The 14,475-nt window shown below is 50.7% G+C and carries 12 protein-coding genes; 4 read left to right on the forward strand and 8 right to left on the reverse strand.

Annotation, left to right across the window (positions count from 1 at the left end; translation table 11 throughout):
* Window positions 1-186 precede the first annotated feature (186 nt).
* Window positions 187-1,656, reverse strand: a complete 1,470-nt coding sequence (gene lysP, locus D9738_RS14675) for a lysine-specific permease (RefSeq protein ID WP_130207072.1) — start codon at window positions 1,654-1,656, stop codon at window positions 187-189.
* 204 nt (window positions 1,657-1,860) lie between these two features.
* Window positions 1,861-2,742 carry a DNA-binding transcriptional regulator YeiE gene (yieE, locus tag D9738_RS14680; protein WP_130207074.1) on the reverse strand — a complete coding sequence of 294 codons (882 nt, stop codon included), beginning with the start codon at window positions 2,740-2,742 and terminating at the stop codon, window positions 1,861-1,863.
* Between the two features lie 98 nt (window positions 2,743-2,840).
* Here yieE and D9738_RS14685 point away from each other — a divergent pair, with 98 nt between their 5' ends.
* The 3 genes from D9738_RS14685 to D9738_RS14695 all read left to right on the forward strand — a co-directional run bounded on the left by D9738_RS14685 (window position 2,841) and on the right by D9738_RS14695 (window position 5,912).
* A complete protein-coding gene (locus D9738_RS14685) occupies window positions 2,841-3,890 on the forward strand; it encodes a YeiH family protein (protein WP_000182044.1) in 1,050 nt (349 codons plus the stop codon).
* Window positions 3,891-3,963: 73 nt separating this feature from the next.
* Complete coding sequence (gene nfo / locus D9738_RS14690) at window positions 3,964-4,821, forward strand: deoxyribonuclease IV (protein ID WP_000873880.1); 858 nt, start codon at window positions 3,964-3,966, stop codon at window positions 4,819-4,821.
* Window positions 4,822-4,823: 2 nt separating this feature from the next.
* Entirely contained in the window at window positions 4,824-5,912 is a 1,089-nt protein-coding gene (locus D9738_RS14695) for a sugar kinase (protein WP_130260498.1), read from the forward strand.
* Between the two features lie 54 nt (window positions 5,913-5,966).
* Here D9738_RS14695 and D9738_RS14700 read toward each other — a convergent pair whose 3' ends face one another.
* Complete coding sequence (locus D9738_RS14700; protein WP_130260499.1) at window positions 5,967-7,217, reverse strand: NupC/NupG family nucleoside CNT transporter; 1,251 nt, start codon at window positions 7,215-7,217, stop codon at window positions 5,967-5,969.
* Window positions 7,218-7,316: 99 nt separating this feature from the next.
* Window positions 7,317-8,258, reverse strand: a complete 942-nt coding sequence (gene rihB / locus D9738_RS14705; protein ID WP_130207082.1) for a ribosylpyrimidine nucleosidase — start codon at window positions 8,256-8,258, stop codon at window positions 7,317-7,319.
* 130 nt (window positions 8,259-8,388) lie between these two features.
* Between rihB and D9738_RS14710 the strand changes: the two genes are divergently transcribed.
* Complete coding sequence (locus D9738_RS14710; RefSeq protein WP_130260500.1) at window positions 8,389-9,087, forward strand: transcriptional regulator YeiL; 699 nt, start codon at window positions 8,389-8,391, stop codon at window positions 9,085-9,087.
* A gap of 58 nt (window positions 9,088-9,145) precedes the next feature.
* Here the strand turns inward: D9738_RS14710 and D9738_RS14715 are convergent, their stop codons facing one another.
* From D9738_RS14715 to fruA, 4 genes are all read right to left on the reverse strand, one after another.
* Complete coding sequence (locus D9738_RS14715; RefSeq protein ID WP_130207086.1) at window positions 9,146-10,396, reverse strand: NupC/NupG family nucleoside CNT transporter; 1,251 nt, start codon at window positions 10,394-10,396, stop codon at window positions 9,146-9,148.
* A 93-nt stretch (window positions 10,397-10,489) separates the two neighbouring features.
* The gene (psuG, locus tag D9738_RS14720) at window positions 10,490-11,428 is read right to left on the reverse strand and encodes a pseudouridine-5'-phosphate glycosidase (protein WP_130217118.1); all 939 of its coding nucleotides are present in this window, start codon (window positions 11,426-11,428) and stop codon (window positions 10,490-10,492) included.
* A complete protein-coding gene (locus D9738_RS14725) occupies window positions 11,416-12,357 on the reverse strand; it encodes a pseudouridine kinase (RefSeq protein WP_130260501.1) in 942 nt (313 codons plus the stop codon). Before D9738_RS14725 ends, psuG begins: the two co-directional genes overlap by 13 nt.
* Window positions 12,358-12,779: 422 nt before the next feature.
* Window positions 12,780-14,471, reverse strand: a complete 1,692-nt coding sequence (gene fruA, locus D9738_RS14730; RefSeq protein ID WP_130260502.1) for a PTS fructose transporter subunit IIBC — start codon at window positions 14,469-14,471, stop codon at window positions 12,780-12,782.
* Window positions 14,472-14,475 lie beyond the last annotated feature (4 nt).

A 14,475-nucleotide genomic window follows, 5' to 3' on the forward strand; every position in this document is an offset into this window, starting at 1 on the left:
TATGCAGGTGATCATCCCAAAAGCCTGAACAGCCTCTGATTTGTCAGCCTTTTTTGATTTCGGAGTAACGATAATGCAAACGATAACAATTATCAATCCAAATGTTAAATTTTATATCCGCATGAATACTAAGGAAAAGAAAAAGCCCTCTCGGTTGAGAGGGCTTTATTAAGGAAGGGGTAAAACTTATTTCTTATCGTTCTGCGGGAACTTCATTTCGCTGTAGCGTACGAAGTGGGTTCCTTTAATCAACTTATAGCCAAACCAGATCATAAGGAACAGCGGGATGCCAATATAGGTTGCCGCTACGCCACCCCAGTCGATAGTGTCTTTCAGGAACGCTTCGTAGTTCTGGCCCAGAGTGATAATCAGGCACAGCACAAAAGCGAAGATCGGTCCCAGCGGGAAGAAGCCTGAACGGTACGGCAGATCGTTAATATCATGCCCCTGCAGCACATAACCGCGACGGAAACGATAATGGCTGATCGCAATTCCCAGCCAGGCGATAAAGCCTGTCATACCGGAGGTGTTCAGCAGCCACAGGTATACCGTCTGGTTACCAAACATGGAGGTCAGGAAGCACAGACCTGCAATTACCGTGGTCGCATACAGTGCGTTACGCGGTACGCCGCCACGCGACAATTTAGCGAAAATGCGCGGTGCTTTACCGTCACACGCCAGGGTGTACAGCATACGAGTAGACGCATACATACCGGAGTTACCCGCTGACAGCACCGCCGTCAGAATAACCGCGTTCATCACCGCCGCCGCAGAGAGCAGACCCGCATGCTGGAACACCAGGGTGAACGGGCTGACGCTGATGTCTTTAACATCATTACGCAGCAGGCTCGGATCGGTGTATGGAATGATCAGGCTGATGATCAGGATTGCGAACACATAGAACAGCAGGATTCGCCAGAACACCTGACGTACCGCGCGTGGAATGTTTTTCGCCGGTTCTTCGGACTCGCCTGCAGCAATACCGATCAGCTCGGTTCCCTGGAAAGAGAAGCCGACAATCATTGCCACACCGATCATCGCCGCAAAACCACCAGCAAATGGTGCTTCGCCAATCGTCCAGTTGCTCCAGCCCGCAGGCTGTGCGCCTTTGAAGATGCCGATAATCATCATCACGCCGACGATGATAAAGACAATGACCGTGGTGACTTTGATCAGTGAGAACCAGTATTCCGCCTCGCCAAAGCCACGAACTGAAATGTAGTTCAGGAGGAAGATAACGCCGAGGAACAGCGCACTCCAGATCCAACCCGGGGTGTCCGGGAACCACCAGCTCATGACCAACTGAGCGGCCACCAGGTCAACGGCGATAGTTACCGCCCAGTTGTACCAGTAGTTCCAGCCCAGCGCGAAGCCAAAGCCTTCTTCAACATAGTTCTGACCGTAAGTGGCAAAGGAACCAGAAACCGGCATATATGCCGCCAGTTCACCAAGACTGGTCATCAGGAAGTAAACCATCAGGCCGATCAGAATATACGAGAGCAGCGCCCCACCTGGACCTGCCTGAGAGATCGTTGCGCCAGAGGCAACAAAAAGACCCGTACCGATGGAACCGCCAATGGCAATCATCGTCAGGTGACGCGCCTTTAATTCACGGCGTAAGCCCGGCGCTTCTGTGGTTTTAGTTTCGGAAACCATACGAAAATGCTATCCATCTTAAAAATGAGGCGCGATTGTAGCAGACGATTTGCAATCCTTCCGGTAGAAATACGCTTTTATAAGACACCTTCATGATCGTCCAGGGATTATAAGTAAAGCAACCAATCTCTTTTCCGGCGAATGTATACCGGTGGTGCTGCGTCGCGAAATCGACACAGCCCCCGTAGGTTTCTGTACAACAGATTAACGCGGCAAAGTGGAGGAATCGCAGTACTCCAGAAAGCGCCGTAACGCGTTGGAAAGGTGTTTCTGCCGATGATGTATACGCCACAACGTACGCATCAGGCGCGGCAGAGGGACAGCAACTTCACTTAATGTGCCAGCCTGCAATTGATCTTCAATGACCCTTCGCGACAGGCAACTAATTCCCAACCCATGACGCACCGCATGTTTGATTGCCTCGGAGTTACCTAATTCCATCGCCATCTCAAACTTCGGTAAATGCGACAGTAACAGATAATCGACGATCTCCCGCGTGCCGGAACCGCGTTCACGCAGGATCCACGGCGCAGCGGCCAGCTGTTCTAAAGTGACCGGACCACGAGCCAGCGGCGAAGTCGGCGCGGCGAAAACCACCAGCTCGTCTTCCAGCCACGGTTCAGAAATGATTTCAGTGCTGTGGCACGGTCCTTCAATAAAGCCAATATCAACGCGGAAATCCAGCACCGCTTGCATCACGTCCTGGCTGTTCCCAACGCTCAGTTCAATCGGCAACTGCGGATAATCATGGCGATAACGGGCGATGACTGCAGGCAGAATGTAGTTACCGATGGTACTACTGGCATAGACACGAATCGCGCCGTTGTCTTCGCGAAACAGTTGTTCGATTTCAATCGCCTGTTCAAGCAGTGCCAACGCACGCGGATAGAGCAGCCGCCCGTGTTCATTAACAACCAGTCTTTTACCCACGCGATCAAATAGTTGCACGCCAAGCTGCCCTTCCAGGTCGGTCAAGGCTGCGCTCACTGCTGATTGCGACAACGCCAGCATCACCGACGCCTGGGTGGTTGATCCACTTTTCAATACTTCTGCAAAAACTTCCAACTGCCGGAGGGTGATGTGCATAGTCGCTTACCACTTATAAAGATTAATTATAAATATATAATCAATTTTATTTTTAAACCAGTTAGTCGTAACCTTATGCCCGGTTAAAGGAGAGGGTTATGACGAATATCACCTTACAGAAACAACATCGTACACTGTGGCATTTTATTCCGGGGTTAGCCCTGAGTGCAGTTATCACCGGGGTCGCCCTGTGGGGTGGTTCCATTCCCGCGATTGCGGGTGCCGGGTTTAGTGCCCTCACCCTCGCAATCTTGTTGGGGATGGTTTTAGGCAACACCATCTATCCGCACATCTGGAAAAGCTGTGACGGTGGCGTGCTGTTTGCCAAGCAATATTTATTACGTCTGGGTATCATTCTTTATGGCTTCCGTCTGACGTTCTCACAAATTGCCGATGTCGGTATCAGTGGGATCATCATTGACGTGCTGACGCTGTCCAGTACCTTCCTGCTGGCTTGCTTCCTGGGGCAGAAAGTGTTTGGTCTGGATAAGCACACCAGCTGGTTGATCGGTGCCGGTAGCAGTATCTGTGGTGCTGCAGCGGTACTGGCGACTGAGCCGGTAGTGAAAGCGGAAGCCAGTAAAGTAACCGTGGCTGTTGCAACCGTTGTTATCTTCGGGACCGTCGCGATTTTCCTCTACCCGGCGATATATCCACTGATGTCTCAATGGTTTAGCCCGGAAACTTTCGGTATCTACATTGGTTCTACTGTGCACGAAGTGGCGCAGGTGGTGGCGGCAGGTCATGCCATCAGCCCGGATGCAGAAAACGCAGCGGTTATTTCCAAAATGCTGCGCGTGATGATGCTGGCCCCGTTCCTCATCCTGCTGGCGGCGCGTGTTAAACAGCTGTCTGGGGCGAACAGCGGCGAGAAAAGCAAAATCACTATTCCGTGGTTTGCCATCTTGTTCATCGTAGTTGCCATCTTTAACTCGTTCCACCTGTTACCGCAGAGCGTGGTGAACATGCTGGTAACGCTGGATACATTCCTGCTGGCAATGGCGATGGCGGCGCTGGGTCTGACCACTCACGTCAGCGCGCTGAAAAAAGCCGGGGCGAAACCTCTGCTGATGGCACTGGTACTGTTTGCCTGGCTGATTGTTGGTGGTGGTGCAATTAACTATGTGATTCAAAGCGTCATCGCATAAACCACTACATCTTGCTCCTGTTAACCCGCTATCATTACCGTTTTCCTCCAGCGGGTTTAACAGGAGTCCTCGCATGAAATACATTGGAGCGCACGTTAGTGCTGCTGGCGGTCTGGCAAATGCCGCAATTCGCGCCGCCGAAATCGACGCAACCGCGTTTGCCTTGTTCACCAAAAACCAACGTCAGTGGCGTGCCGCACCGCTCACGACGCAAACCATCGATGAATTCAAAGCCGCCTGTGAAAAATATCACTACACATCGGCGCAAATTCTTCCCCACGACAGTTATCTGATTAACCTCGGACATCCGGTCGCTGAAGCCCTGGAAAAATCGCGCGATGCCTTTATAGATGAAATGCAGCGTTGCGAACAACTGGGACTTTCTTTGCTCAACTTCCACCCTGGCAGCCATCTGATGCAGATTTCAGAAGAGGATTGCCTTGCGCGTATTGCCGAATCCATCAACATTGCACTGGATAAAACACAAGGTGTGACCGCGGTTATTGAAAATACCGCCGGTCAGGGCAGCAACCTTGGATTTAAATTCGAACATCTCGCGGCGATTATCGACGGTGTGGAAGATAAATCCCGCGTCGGCGTCTGCATTGATACCTGCCATGCTTTCGCTGCCGGGTATGATTTGCGTACTCCAGCCGAATGCGAGAAAACGTTCGCTGATTTTGCTCGTATTGTTGGCTTTAAGTATCTGCGCGGGATGCACCTCAACGATGCGAAAAGTACCTTTGGCAGCCGCGTTGACCGCCATCATAGCCTTGGTGAAGGCAATATCGGTCATGATGCGTTCCGCTGGATCATGCAGGACGACCGCTTCGACGGGATTCCGCTGATCCTCGAAACCATCAACCCGGATATCTGGGCAGAAGAGATCGCCTGGCTGAAAGCGCAACAAACTGAAAAAGCGGTAGCCTGAAAATGAACAACCGGGAGAAGGAAATCCTTGCAATTTTACGGCGTAACCCGCTGATTCAGCAGAATGAAATTGCGGATATGCTGCAAATTAGCCGTTCGCGCGTTGCGGCGCATATTATGGATTTAATGCGCAAAGGGCGGATTAAAGGCAAAGGTTACATTCTCACCGAGCAGGAATATTGCGTGGTGGTGGGAACAATCAATATGGATATTCGCGGGATGGCGGATATCCGTTATCCGCAAGCGGCCTCTAATCCCGGTACGATTCATTGCTCGGCGGGCGGCGTTGGGCGCAACATTGCCCACAATCTGGCGCTGTTAGGCCGCGACGTCCATTTACTCTCGGTGATTGGCGATGACTTTTATGGCGAAATGCTCCTGGAAGAGACGCGCCGCGCCGGAGTGAATGTCTCCGGCTGTGTTCGTTTACACGGCCAAAGCACATCGACGTATCTGGCAATTGCCAATCGAGACGATGAAACCGTGCTGGCGATTAACGATACCCATCTGCTGGAACAGTTGACACCGCAACTACTGAACGGGTCGCGCGATTTACTTCATCATGCGGGCGTGGTGCTGGCAGATTGTAACCTGACTGCCGAGGCGCTGGAGTGGGTCTTCACCCTTGCCGATGAAATCCCGGTGTTTGTCGATACCGTTTCAGAATTTAAAGCGGGCAAAATCAAACACTGGCTGGCGCATATTCACACTCTGAAACCCACTTTGCCAGAGCTGGAAATTTTATGGGGCCAGCCGATAACCAGCGATGCTGATCATAATGCCGCAGTGAATGCGTTGCATCAGCAAGGTGTTCAGCATCTGTTTGTTTATTTGCCCGATGAGTCAGTTTATTGCAGCGAAAAGGATGGTGAACAATTTTTGCTGACTCCGCCAGCACATACGACGGTAGACAGTTTTGGTGCTGACGATGGTTTTATGGCGGGCCTGGTGTATAGCTTTCTGGAAGGAAGCAGTTTCCGTGATAGCGCCCATTTTGCGATGGCCTGCGCGGCAATTTCGCGCGCCAGCGGCAGCTTAAACAACCCTACCCTGTCTGCCGATAACGCGCTTTCATTAGTGCCAATGGTGTAACAATGTTGCCGGATGCGACGCTTAACGCGTCTTATCCGGCTCATAAATCGCGCACTACGCTAAACCAATAAAGAACCCGGCAATGGTCGCACTCATCAGGTTGGAAAGCGTCGCCGCCGCCAGCGCCCGTAAACCAAGCTGGGCGATTTCCGGCGCACGGTGTGGCGCAACCGCAGAAAATGCCCCAACCACTACCCCGATAGAACCAAAGTTAGCGAAACCGCACAGCGCAAAAGAAATAATCGCCACGGTTTTAGCATCCAGAGAGCCACCCGTTTGCAGATATGGCGAGAAATTGAGATAAGCAACAAATTCATTGATCGCCAGCTTCTGCCCAATCAAACTCCCGGCAAGATTTGCATCACTCCAGTCAACACCCATCACCCACGCCAGCGGGGCCAGCAGATAACCTAAAATGGACTCCAGCGAGGCTTGCTCAAAACCAAACCAGCCGCCAACGCCGCCGATAATACCGTTAATTAACGCAATGATGGCAACAAATGCCATGACTACTGTTGCCACACCCGCAGCGATTTTCAGCCCGGTCATTGCCCCTGTAGCAGCGGCCTCAATAATGCTTTTTGGCGGTGTTTCGGTGAAAGAGAGGTTATTAAAGGAAACCTGCGAAGATTCCGTAGCCGGGCTTAACAGGCGGGCAAACAAGATCCCACCGGGGATCGCCATTAACGATGCCGCCAGCAAATATTCCACAGGCACGCCCAGTGCAGCGTAACCAATCATCGTCGAACCGGCAATTGAGGCCATACCGCTGCAAATAGCTGTAAACAGCTCATTGCGATTCAGACGATCGATAAAGGGCTTCACGATCGCCGGAATTTCGTTTTGCCCAAGGAAAATGGTAGTGACCGCGACGAATGACTCAATCTTGCTGATATTTAATGCTTTCTGGAATATACCGCCAAGAATGCGAATTAAGATCCCCATCACACCGATGTAGTAGAGAATACTCACCAGTGCAGTGACGAAGATAATTGCCGGTAATACTCTGAAACCAAAGATAAATCCTGCGCCATCAAATAAGGTATCCATTTTCGGTCCGACCAGAGAACCGAAGATAAATGCGCTACCCGCGTCGCTGTACGCCATCACTTTATGCACGCCAAAAGCGACTTTTTCAGCGAGCCAACGCCCTGGCGGTAACCACAGCATTATGCCGCCAATCACGATCTGTAACACTAACGCCGCGCCAACGGTACGCAGGCTGATCTTCTTCTTGTTTACTGACAGTAAAAACGCAATCGTCAGCAATACCACCATTCCCAGAACACTTCTCATGACATCCATAGTTATTATCTCTTCATGTCATTTTGGGCGACGGCTTTCTGCCCATCAGAAATAGCCGGGGCTGCATCTTGCGATACTGACCCGGCTTGTTATCAACACTTAATGGGTTTTGATGTAGCCGCGAACGCACTCTTCGACTAAGCCCCAGAACCAGTCGGTATCAATAGTGATGCCGACTTTGGTATTGGCGGGCTTGCCAAGAACGCCCAACTCGTCGCAGACGGTACGCCCGTAGCAAGGGCCGCTATTAACGTCCACTTCGACGTACATATCCTGGGTTTTAATGCCATTCGGGTTAATCAGATAACCGATGCAGGTGGCGTCATGCACCGGGCCGCCAGCCAGACCGTAGTTTTCGAACTGCGTTTTGAGAGTGAAGTTCATGATGTCGCTGAACAGCTCCCCGGCAGGGCCGCCTGCCCTTTCCATCCGTGCAATCACGTCCGGGGTGCAAACGGTCTGGTTGGTGAGATCGAGGCCCATCATCACCAACGGAACGCCGGAGGTGAACACCACGCGTGCGGCTTCCGGGTCAGCAAAGATGTTGAACTCGGCAGACGGCGTGAAGTTACCTGTACCGTAAGCACCGCCCATCAGTACAATTTCACGGATTTTGGGCAGGATTGCGGGTTGCATGCGCATTGCCACCGCGATGTTTGACAATGGACCAACCGGCACCAGAGTGATATCGCCATCGCTTGCCATCAGGGTATCGATGATGTATTTCACCGCATGAGTGTTTTCTGCCTGGCGGGTCAACGGCTCGAATACCGGGCCATCCAGTCCGGTTTCACCGTGAATATTATCGGCAACAATTTGTTGACGCATAATGGGCTGCGGCATCCCCGCATAAACCGGAACATTAATCTCCAGTTTCTGGCAAACATTCAGGCCATTAATTAATGTTTTATCAAGCGTCTGATTACCCGCCACAATAGTGATACCTAATAAATCAATCGCCGGATGTTTCGCAGCCATCATTATGGCAATAGCATCATCATGACCCGGATCACAATCCAGAATAATTTTTCTCTTTTCCATTGTTTATTTCCTCTGTTTCCAGTTGCGTTATTTTTTTCTACAGCAAAGAAAATTCGACCGGGCCGATGATTGAATCTTAACAACAGCGTACGTATGCTAAATATGAGAAATCTCATAGCGGATAAACATCGTGAAAGAAATCCACAATAATGAATTGAAGCAACAACTGATTAACGAATCCGCATTTAAGGATTGCTTTTCAACGGATGTTTCAGCCGATACGCGACTGTTTCATTTTTTAGCGCGTGACTACATTGTGCAGGAAGGGCAACAGCCGTCCTGGCTGTTTTACCTGACGCGAGGCCGTGCCAGGCTTTACGCCACGCTAGCTAATGGTCGCGTGTCGCTGATCGATTTCTTTGCCGCGCCCTGTTTTATTGGCGAGATTGAGTTAATCGACAAAGACCATGAACCGCGTGCGGTACAGGCTATTGAAGAGTGTTGGTGCCTTGCGCTCCCTATGAAACATTACCGTCCGCTGTTATTAAACGACACGCTTTTTTTACGAAAACTCTGCGTCACCTTAAGTCATAAAAATTATCGCAATATTGTTTCTTTAACTCAGAACCAATCATTTCCGTTAGTGAATCGCCTGGCAGCATTTATATTACTCTCGCAGGAAAGTGATCTTTATCACGAAAAGCACACGCAAGCCGCAGAGTATTTAGGCGTTTCTTATCGACATCTTTTATATGTTCTCGCGCAATTCATTCACGACGGTTTATTAATTAAAAACAAGAAAGGGTATCTAATTAAAAACAGAAAGCAGTTGTCAGGACTGGCGCTGGAGATGGACCCGGAGAATAAATTCTCCGGGATGATGCAGTAAAAATTATTTGCAATAGCGCGATTGCCGGATACGTCTTATCCGGACTACAAATCGAGCATTACGCCAACCCAAGAAAGAACCCGGCAATAGTCGCACTCATCAGGTTGGAAAGCGTCGCTGCTGCCAGCGCCCGTAAACCAAGCTGGGCGATTTCCGGAGCACGTTTTGGCGAAATAGCCGAAAACGCCCCAACGACAACGCCGATAGAACCAAAGTTAGCAAAACCACACAGCGCAAAGGAGATAATTGCCACGGTTTTCACTTCCAGCGTGCCACCCGTTTGCAGATACGGTGAGAAACTCAGGTAAGCAACAAATTCGTTTATCGCCAGTTTCTGCCCAATCAGACTACCCGCAAGGTTGGCATCACTCCAGTCTACCCCCATGATCCACGCCAGCGGTGCCAGCACATAGCCAAAAATACTTTCCAGAGAGGCATTGGCGAAACCAAACCAGCCGCCAATTCCGCCGATAATGCCGTTGATCAGCGCAATAATTGCGACAAACGCCATTACCACCGTCGCCACACCAGCGGCGATTTTCAGCCCGGTCATCGCACCGCTCGCCGCCGCTTCGATAAAGCTTTTTGGCGGCGTTTCGCTGAATGACAGGTTTTCAAATGTCACCTGCGAAGGCTCGGTTGCTGGGCTAAGAATACGCGCAAACAAAATACCGCCGGGGATAGCCATCAGCGATGCCGCTAACAGGTAGTCAATCGGCACGCCCATTCCGGCATAACCAATCATCATCGAACCAGCAATGGACGCCATCCCGCTACAAATTGCGGTAAACAACTCGTTGCGATTCATGCGATCGATAAACGGTTTTACGATCGCCGGGATCTCGTTTTGCCCGAGGAAAATAGTGGTAACCGCAACAAAAGATTCGATTTTGCTGATGTTGAGGGCTTTCTGGAAAATACTGCCAAGAATACGAATCAGCAGTCCCATTACGCCAATGTAGTACAGTAGGCTGATAAGCGCAGTGACGAAGATAATCGCCGGGAGTACGCGAAAGGCGAAGATAAAGCCCGCGCCATCAAAGAGAACATCCATTTTCGGCCCAACCAGCGAACCAAAAATGAAGGCGCTACCGGCATCACTGTAAGACATCACTTTATGAACGCCTAATGCCGCCTGTTCTACTGCCCATTTTCCCGGCGGAAAATAGAGCATGATGCCTCCAATGGCGATTTGCAGCAGCAGCGCGGCCCCAACAGTGCGCAAACTGATGCCCTTTTTATTCACCGACAACACAAACGCAATTGCCAGCAATACCACCATACCCACCAAACTTCTCATTATATCCATAATGATTTTCCCTTTATGCCAGTAAACCCGGCGCCAGCGCCAGGTTTCGGTATGTATGATCAGTACGGGCGACGGCTTTCTGCCCGTCGGAAATTAACCCGCGAGACGCTGGTATTCTTTGGCAATTTCACTCGCCAGAATGGCGTTGTTGAACACCAGCTGGATGTTGGATTTCAGGCTGTCACCGCCGGTCAGTTCAGCAACACGCGCCAGCAAGAACGGCGTACTTTCTTTACCAATAACACCCTGCGCTTCAGCTTCAGCTACCGCCTGATCGATCGCCGCATTGATAGTGTGTTCCGGCATAGCAAACTGTTCCGGGATCGGGTTCGCTACCACGAGGCCACCGTTCAGCCCGCTTTGCCATTTCACCGCCATCGCGCGGGCAATTTCTGTGGCACTATCGAGACGAATGCTGACGTCAAACGGGCTGGTACGGCAGAAAAACGCAGGCAGCGCTTTGGTCTGATAGCCAATTAGCGGTACACCGAAAGTTTCTAAATATTCGGTAGTTAAGCCTAAATCGAGAATAGATTTCGCCCCGGCACAAACTACGGTGACATTGGTGTGCGCCAGTTCTTGCAAATCGGCAGAAATATCGAAGGTATGTTCCGCCCCGCGATGCACACCGCCAATACCACCGGTTGCAAATACTTTAATTCCGGCAAGCGCCGCAATAATCATCGTTGAAGCAACGGTGGTTGCGCCATTTTTTCCGGCGGCAACAACAAAAGGTAAATCGCGACGGCTAACTTTGGTTACGTTATGTCCTTCACGACCCAGCAATTCAATTTCTTCTTTGCTTAAGCCCACTTTCATGACGCCACCAATAATGGCGATAGTGGCAGGTACAGCGCCCTGTTTACGAATAGTTTCTTCCACTTCAATTGCCGTCTGGGCATTTTGTGGAAACGGCATACCGTGAGAGATAATGGTCGATTCCAGCGCAACTACTGGTTTTTTGCTTTTTAAAGCATCCTGAACTTCCGGGGAAATTTGTAATAATTCAGGGGAAATGTTTAATTCAGACATTCTGCGTTCTCCACTAACGATATAACGTTGGCAATCGATAAATTGGGGTTATTGGTGTATTCACAGGAGAGCGCCATTGACGAACATCCCTGTGCAAAACGAACAGATTCGGCAAACGGCATACCGTCGACCCAACACGAAGCAAGACCTGCCATCATGGCATCGCCCGCTCCGGTAACATTAATGACATTGGTTTTAATCGGTGCAGAACAGCCGTTTTCACCGCCGATTTCACTGTAGTAAACGCCGTCTCCGCCCATACTCAGTACCAGGCGGTTCAGGCCATGTTGATGGAACCAGGCGGCAACTTTTGCGACATCTTCACGCCCTGACAACGCAATCCCGCTCAGGGTTTCTGCTTCAAGGCGGTTTGGCTTCAGGGTGTGGATCTGACTTAGACGGTCGCGCACTTTGACACATTTCCATGCCGAAACTGGATCGACAAATACAGGTACGTCGGCGGCATTATCCAGAATCCAGACCAACGCCTCTTCACTGATATTACAGTCAGCGACAATGACCTTTGCTCCCTGGATAAATTCACGGTGCTGTGCGAGATATTCCGCAGAAATACAGTTACTAATATTCATGTCATTTATAGCAACCAACATTTCACCGGTATTATCGAGCAATGATAAATAGCTCGACGTATTTTCCCCTGGCACAATCAGGCATTTCTCGACATAAACACCGGATTGATTGGTTTGCGTCAGGAGCGATTGACCATAAAAATCACTGCCTACAGCGCTAAGTAGCCAGACTTTATTTCCCAGTAACGCCAGATTTTGCGCGATATTGCGCCCTACTCCACCAGGAGTAAATTTTATTTTACCTGGATTTGAATCCGCATAATTTAATGATTCATGTAAATATCCGGCGACATCAATATTCGCCGAACCTATAATTACGACATATTCCTTTTCGCGCATAGCACGTCCCCTGGTAAAAAATTACCAACTCTGTCAATCCACAAGAATATAGGTACTGCAAATAACGTTTAAACATGTGTTCGTATTTAAACATGTGCTCATAGTATGCATGTTTTACTTAAAGTAAATTGCCGCCAGATGAGCAAAATGGGCAGATTTGAACAGGCTCACAAAACGCTATTAAATGCATGGATTAAAAAAACGGAGAATTTGTGACGGGATGCACAGAACGGAAGCAATAAAAAAGGGCAGAAATTAATCTGCCCTTGAGAAAATAAGGTTAATGTTTGATGAAGATTTCAGGTTTCAACTTAAAGATAAAATAGATAAATTCATAGAGTTACCCTCAAGAACGGGTCAATCACCTTGCGATCTTCAAATGATACAGGGCAGGAAATTTCTGCCCTGTAACACACCTTTTATTACGCTGCTTTCGCTACCGCGTCCACTTCCGGACGTTTCAGGAAGGCATAAGCCAAACCCGCCACCAGCGTACCGGCAATAATTGCCACCAGGTAACCCAGTACCGGCGTAATTGCGCCCGGGATCAGCAGAACAAACAGACCACCGTGCGGTGCCATCAGTTTCGCACCAATCGCCATAGAGATTGCACCAGTCAACGCCCCACCAACGATACAGCACGGCAGCACACGCATCGGATCACGGGCAGCAAACGGAATTGCACCTTCGGAAATAAAGCACAGTCCCAGAACCAGAGCTGCTTTGCCGCCTTCCTGCTGCGCTTTGTCGAATTTGCGACGCGCCACCATCGTTGCCAGCCCCATTGCCAGCGGTGGCACCATACCTGCCGCCATAATCGCTGCCATTGGGCCATAGGTTTGGGTACTCAGCAGACCCACACCGAACGCGTATGCCGCTTTGTTAACCGGACCACCCATGTCAGTACACATCATGCCGCCAAGGATCGCGCCCAGCAGAACAGCATTCGCAGTCCCCATCGTTTGCAGCCAGTGAGTCAGAGCTTCGAGGATGCCAGCAACCGGTTTACCGATCAGGTAGATCATCGCCAGACCAACCACCAGACTGGAAATCAGCGGAATGATCAGGATCGGTTTCAGCGCCTCCATACTCTGCGGCAGTTTCAATTGCGTACTGATTAACTTCGCAATGTAACCAGCCAGGAAGCCCGCAATAATACCGCCAATGAAACCAGAACCGGTGCTGACCGCCAGCATACCGCCAATCAGGCCAGGCGTGAGGCCCGGACGGTCGGCAATAGAGAAGGCAATATAACCTGCCAGTACCGGCACCATCAGCGCAAAGGCTGAACCGCCCCCAATCTGCATCAGCGCCGCTGCCAACGTACCCGGCTCTTTAAACGCTTCGATACCAAAAGCAAAAGAAAGCGCGATACACAGACCGCCAGCAACCACCATCGGCAACATGTAGGAAACGCCCGTCAGCAAGTGACGATACGCGCCTGCACTCTCTTTCTTGCCTTCAGTCGCCGCCGTTTGAGCTTTGCCTGCTGGTTCGTAAGGCGTCGCTTCAGCAACGGCTTTATCCAGTTCCTGCGCGGTTTTCTTCAGCGCCAGACCGGTAGAGGTGCGATACATCGGTTTACCAGCAAATTTCGCCAGATCGACTTCAATATCTGCCGCCACAATCACCAGATCCGCCGCTGCCACTTCTTCAGGGGTGATGGCATTACCCGCGCCTACAGAGCCACGAGTTTCAACTTTCACCCACCAGCCACGTTTTTTCGCTTCGGTTTCAATGGCTTCTGCCGCCATAAAAGTGTGCGCCACCCCGGTCGGGCAAGCAGTCACCGCAACTACGCGTTTCGGACCACTGGCAGCAACCGGTGCTGTCGCAGCGACCGGCGCAGTGTAAGGTTTCGCATGGCCTTTGGCTTCACTCAGGAACAGCTCAGGGTGCGCAACTGCCCGGGAAATATCGCCCAGCCAGACATTTTTACCGTTCAGCGCGCTGTCGTTCGGGATGGAATCACCGAGAACAATCGCCATTTCAGCGTCGTTCGGATTGTCGATGATTTCCAGTTTTGCTTTTCGCGCCGCCGCGCCCAGCAGGGTCTTCGCCATATAGGCGCGTGCCTGACCGAGATTAGCGTCAATAATCAGCAGCGTTTTCATTATG

Origin of the sequence: Escherichia sp. E10V5 (assembly GCF_004212315.1) — a bacterium.
Classification (GTDB): domain Bacteria; phylum Pseudomonadota; class Gammaproteobacteria; order Enterobacterales; family Enterobacteriaceae; genus Escherichia.

Excerpts from the sequence above, each read along its gene's own strand:
- fruA (WP_130260502.1), bottom strand. The coding sequence starts at position 14,471 with ATGAAAACGCTGCTGATTATTGACGCTAATCTCGGTCAGGCACGCGCC.
- rihB (WP_130207082.1), bottom strand. The coding sequence starts at position 8,258 with ATGGAAAAGAGAAAAATTATTCTGGATTGTGATCCGGGTCATGATGAT.
- D9738_RS14695 (WP_130260498.1), top strand. The coding sequence starts at position 4,824 with ATGAACAACCGGGAGAAGGAAATCCTTGCAATTTTACGGCGTAACCCG.
- D9738_RS14685 (WP_000182044.1), top strand. The coding sequence starts at position 2,841 with ATGACGAATATCACCTTACAGAAACAACATCGTACACTGTGGCATTTT.
- nfo (WP_000873880.1), top strand. The coding sequence starts at position 3,964 with ATGAAATACATTGGAGCGCACGTTAGTGCTGCTGGCGGTCTGGCAAAT.
- psuG (WP_130217118.1), bottom strand. The coding sequence starts at position 11,428 with ATGTCTGAATTAAACATTTCCCCTGAATTATTACAAATTTCCCCGGAA.
- lysP (WP_130207072.1), bottom strand. The coding sequence starts at position 1,656 with ATGGTTTCCGAAACTAAAACCACAGAAGCGCCGGGCTTACGCCGTGAA.
- yieE (WP_130207074.1), bottom strand. The coding sequence starts at position 2,742 with ATGCACATCACCCTCCGGCAGTTGGAAGTTTTTGCAGAAGTATTGAAA.
- D9738_RS14700 (WP_130260499.1), bottom strand. The coding sequence starts at position 7,217 with ATGGATGTCATGAGAAGTGTTCTGGGAATGGTGGTATTGCTGACGATT.
- D9738_RS14715 (WP_130207086.1), bottom strand. The coding sequence starts at position 10,396 with ATGGATATAATGAGAAGTTTGGTGGGTATGGTGGTATTGCTGGCAATT.
- D9738_RS14725 (WP_130260501.1), bottom strand. The coding sequence starts at position 12,357 with ATGCGCGAAAAGGAATATGTCGTAATTATAGGTTCGGCGAATATTGAT.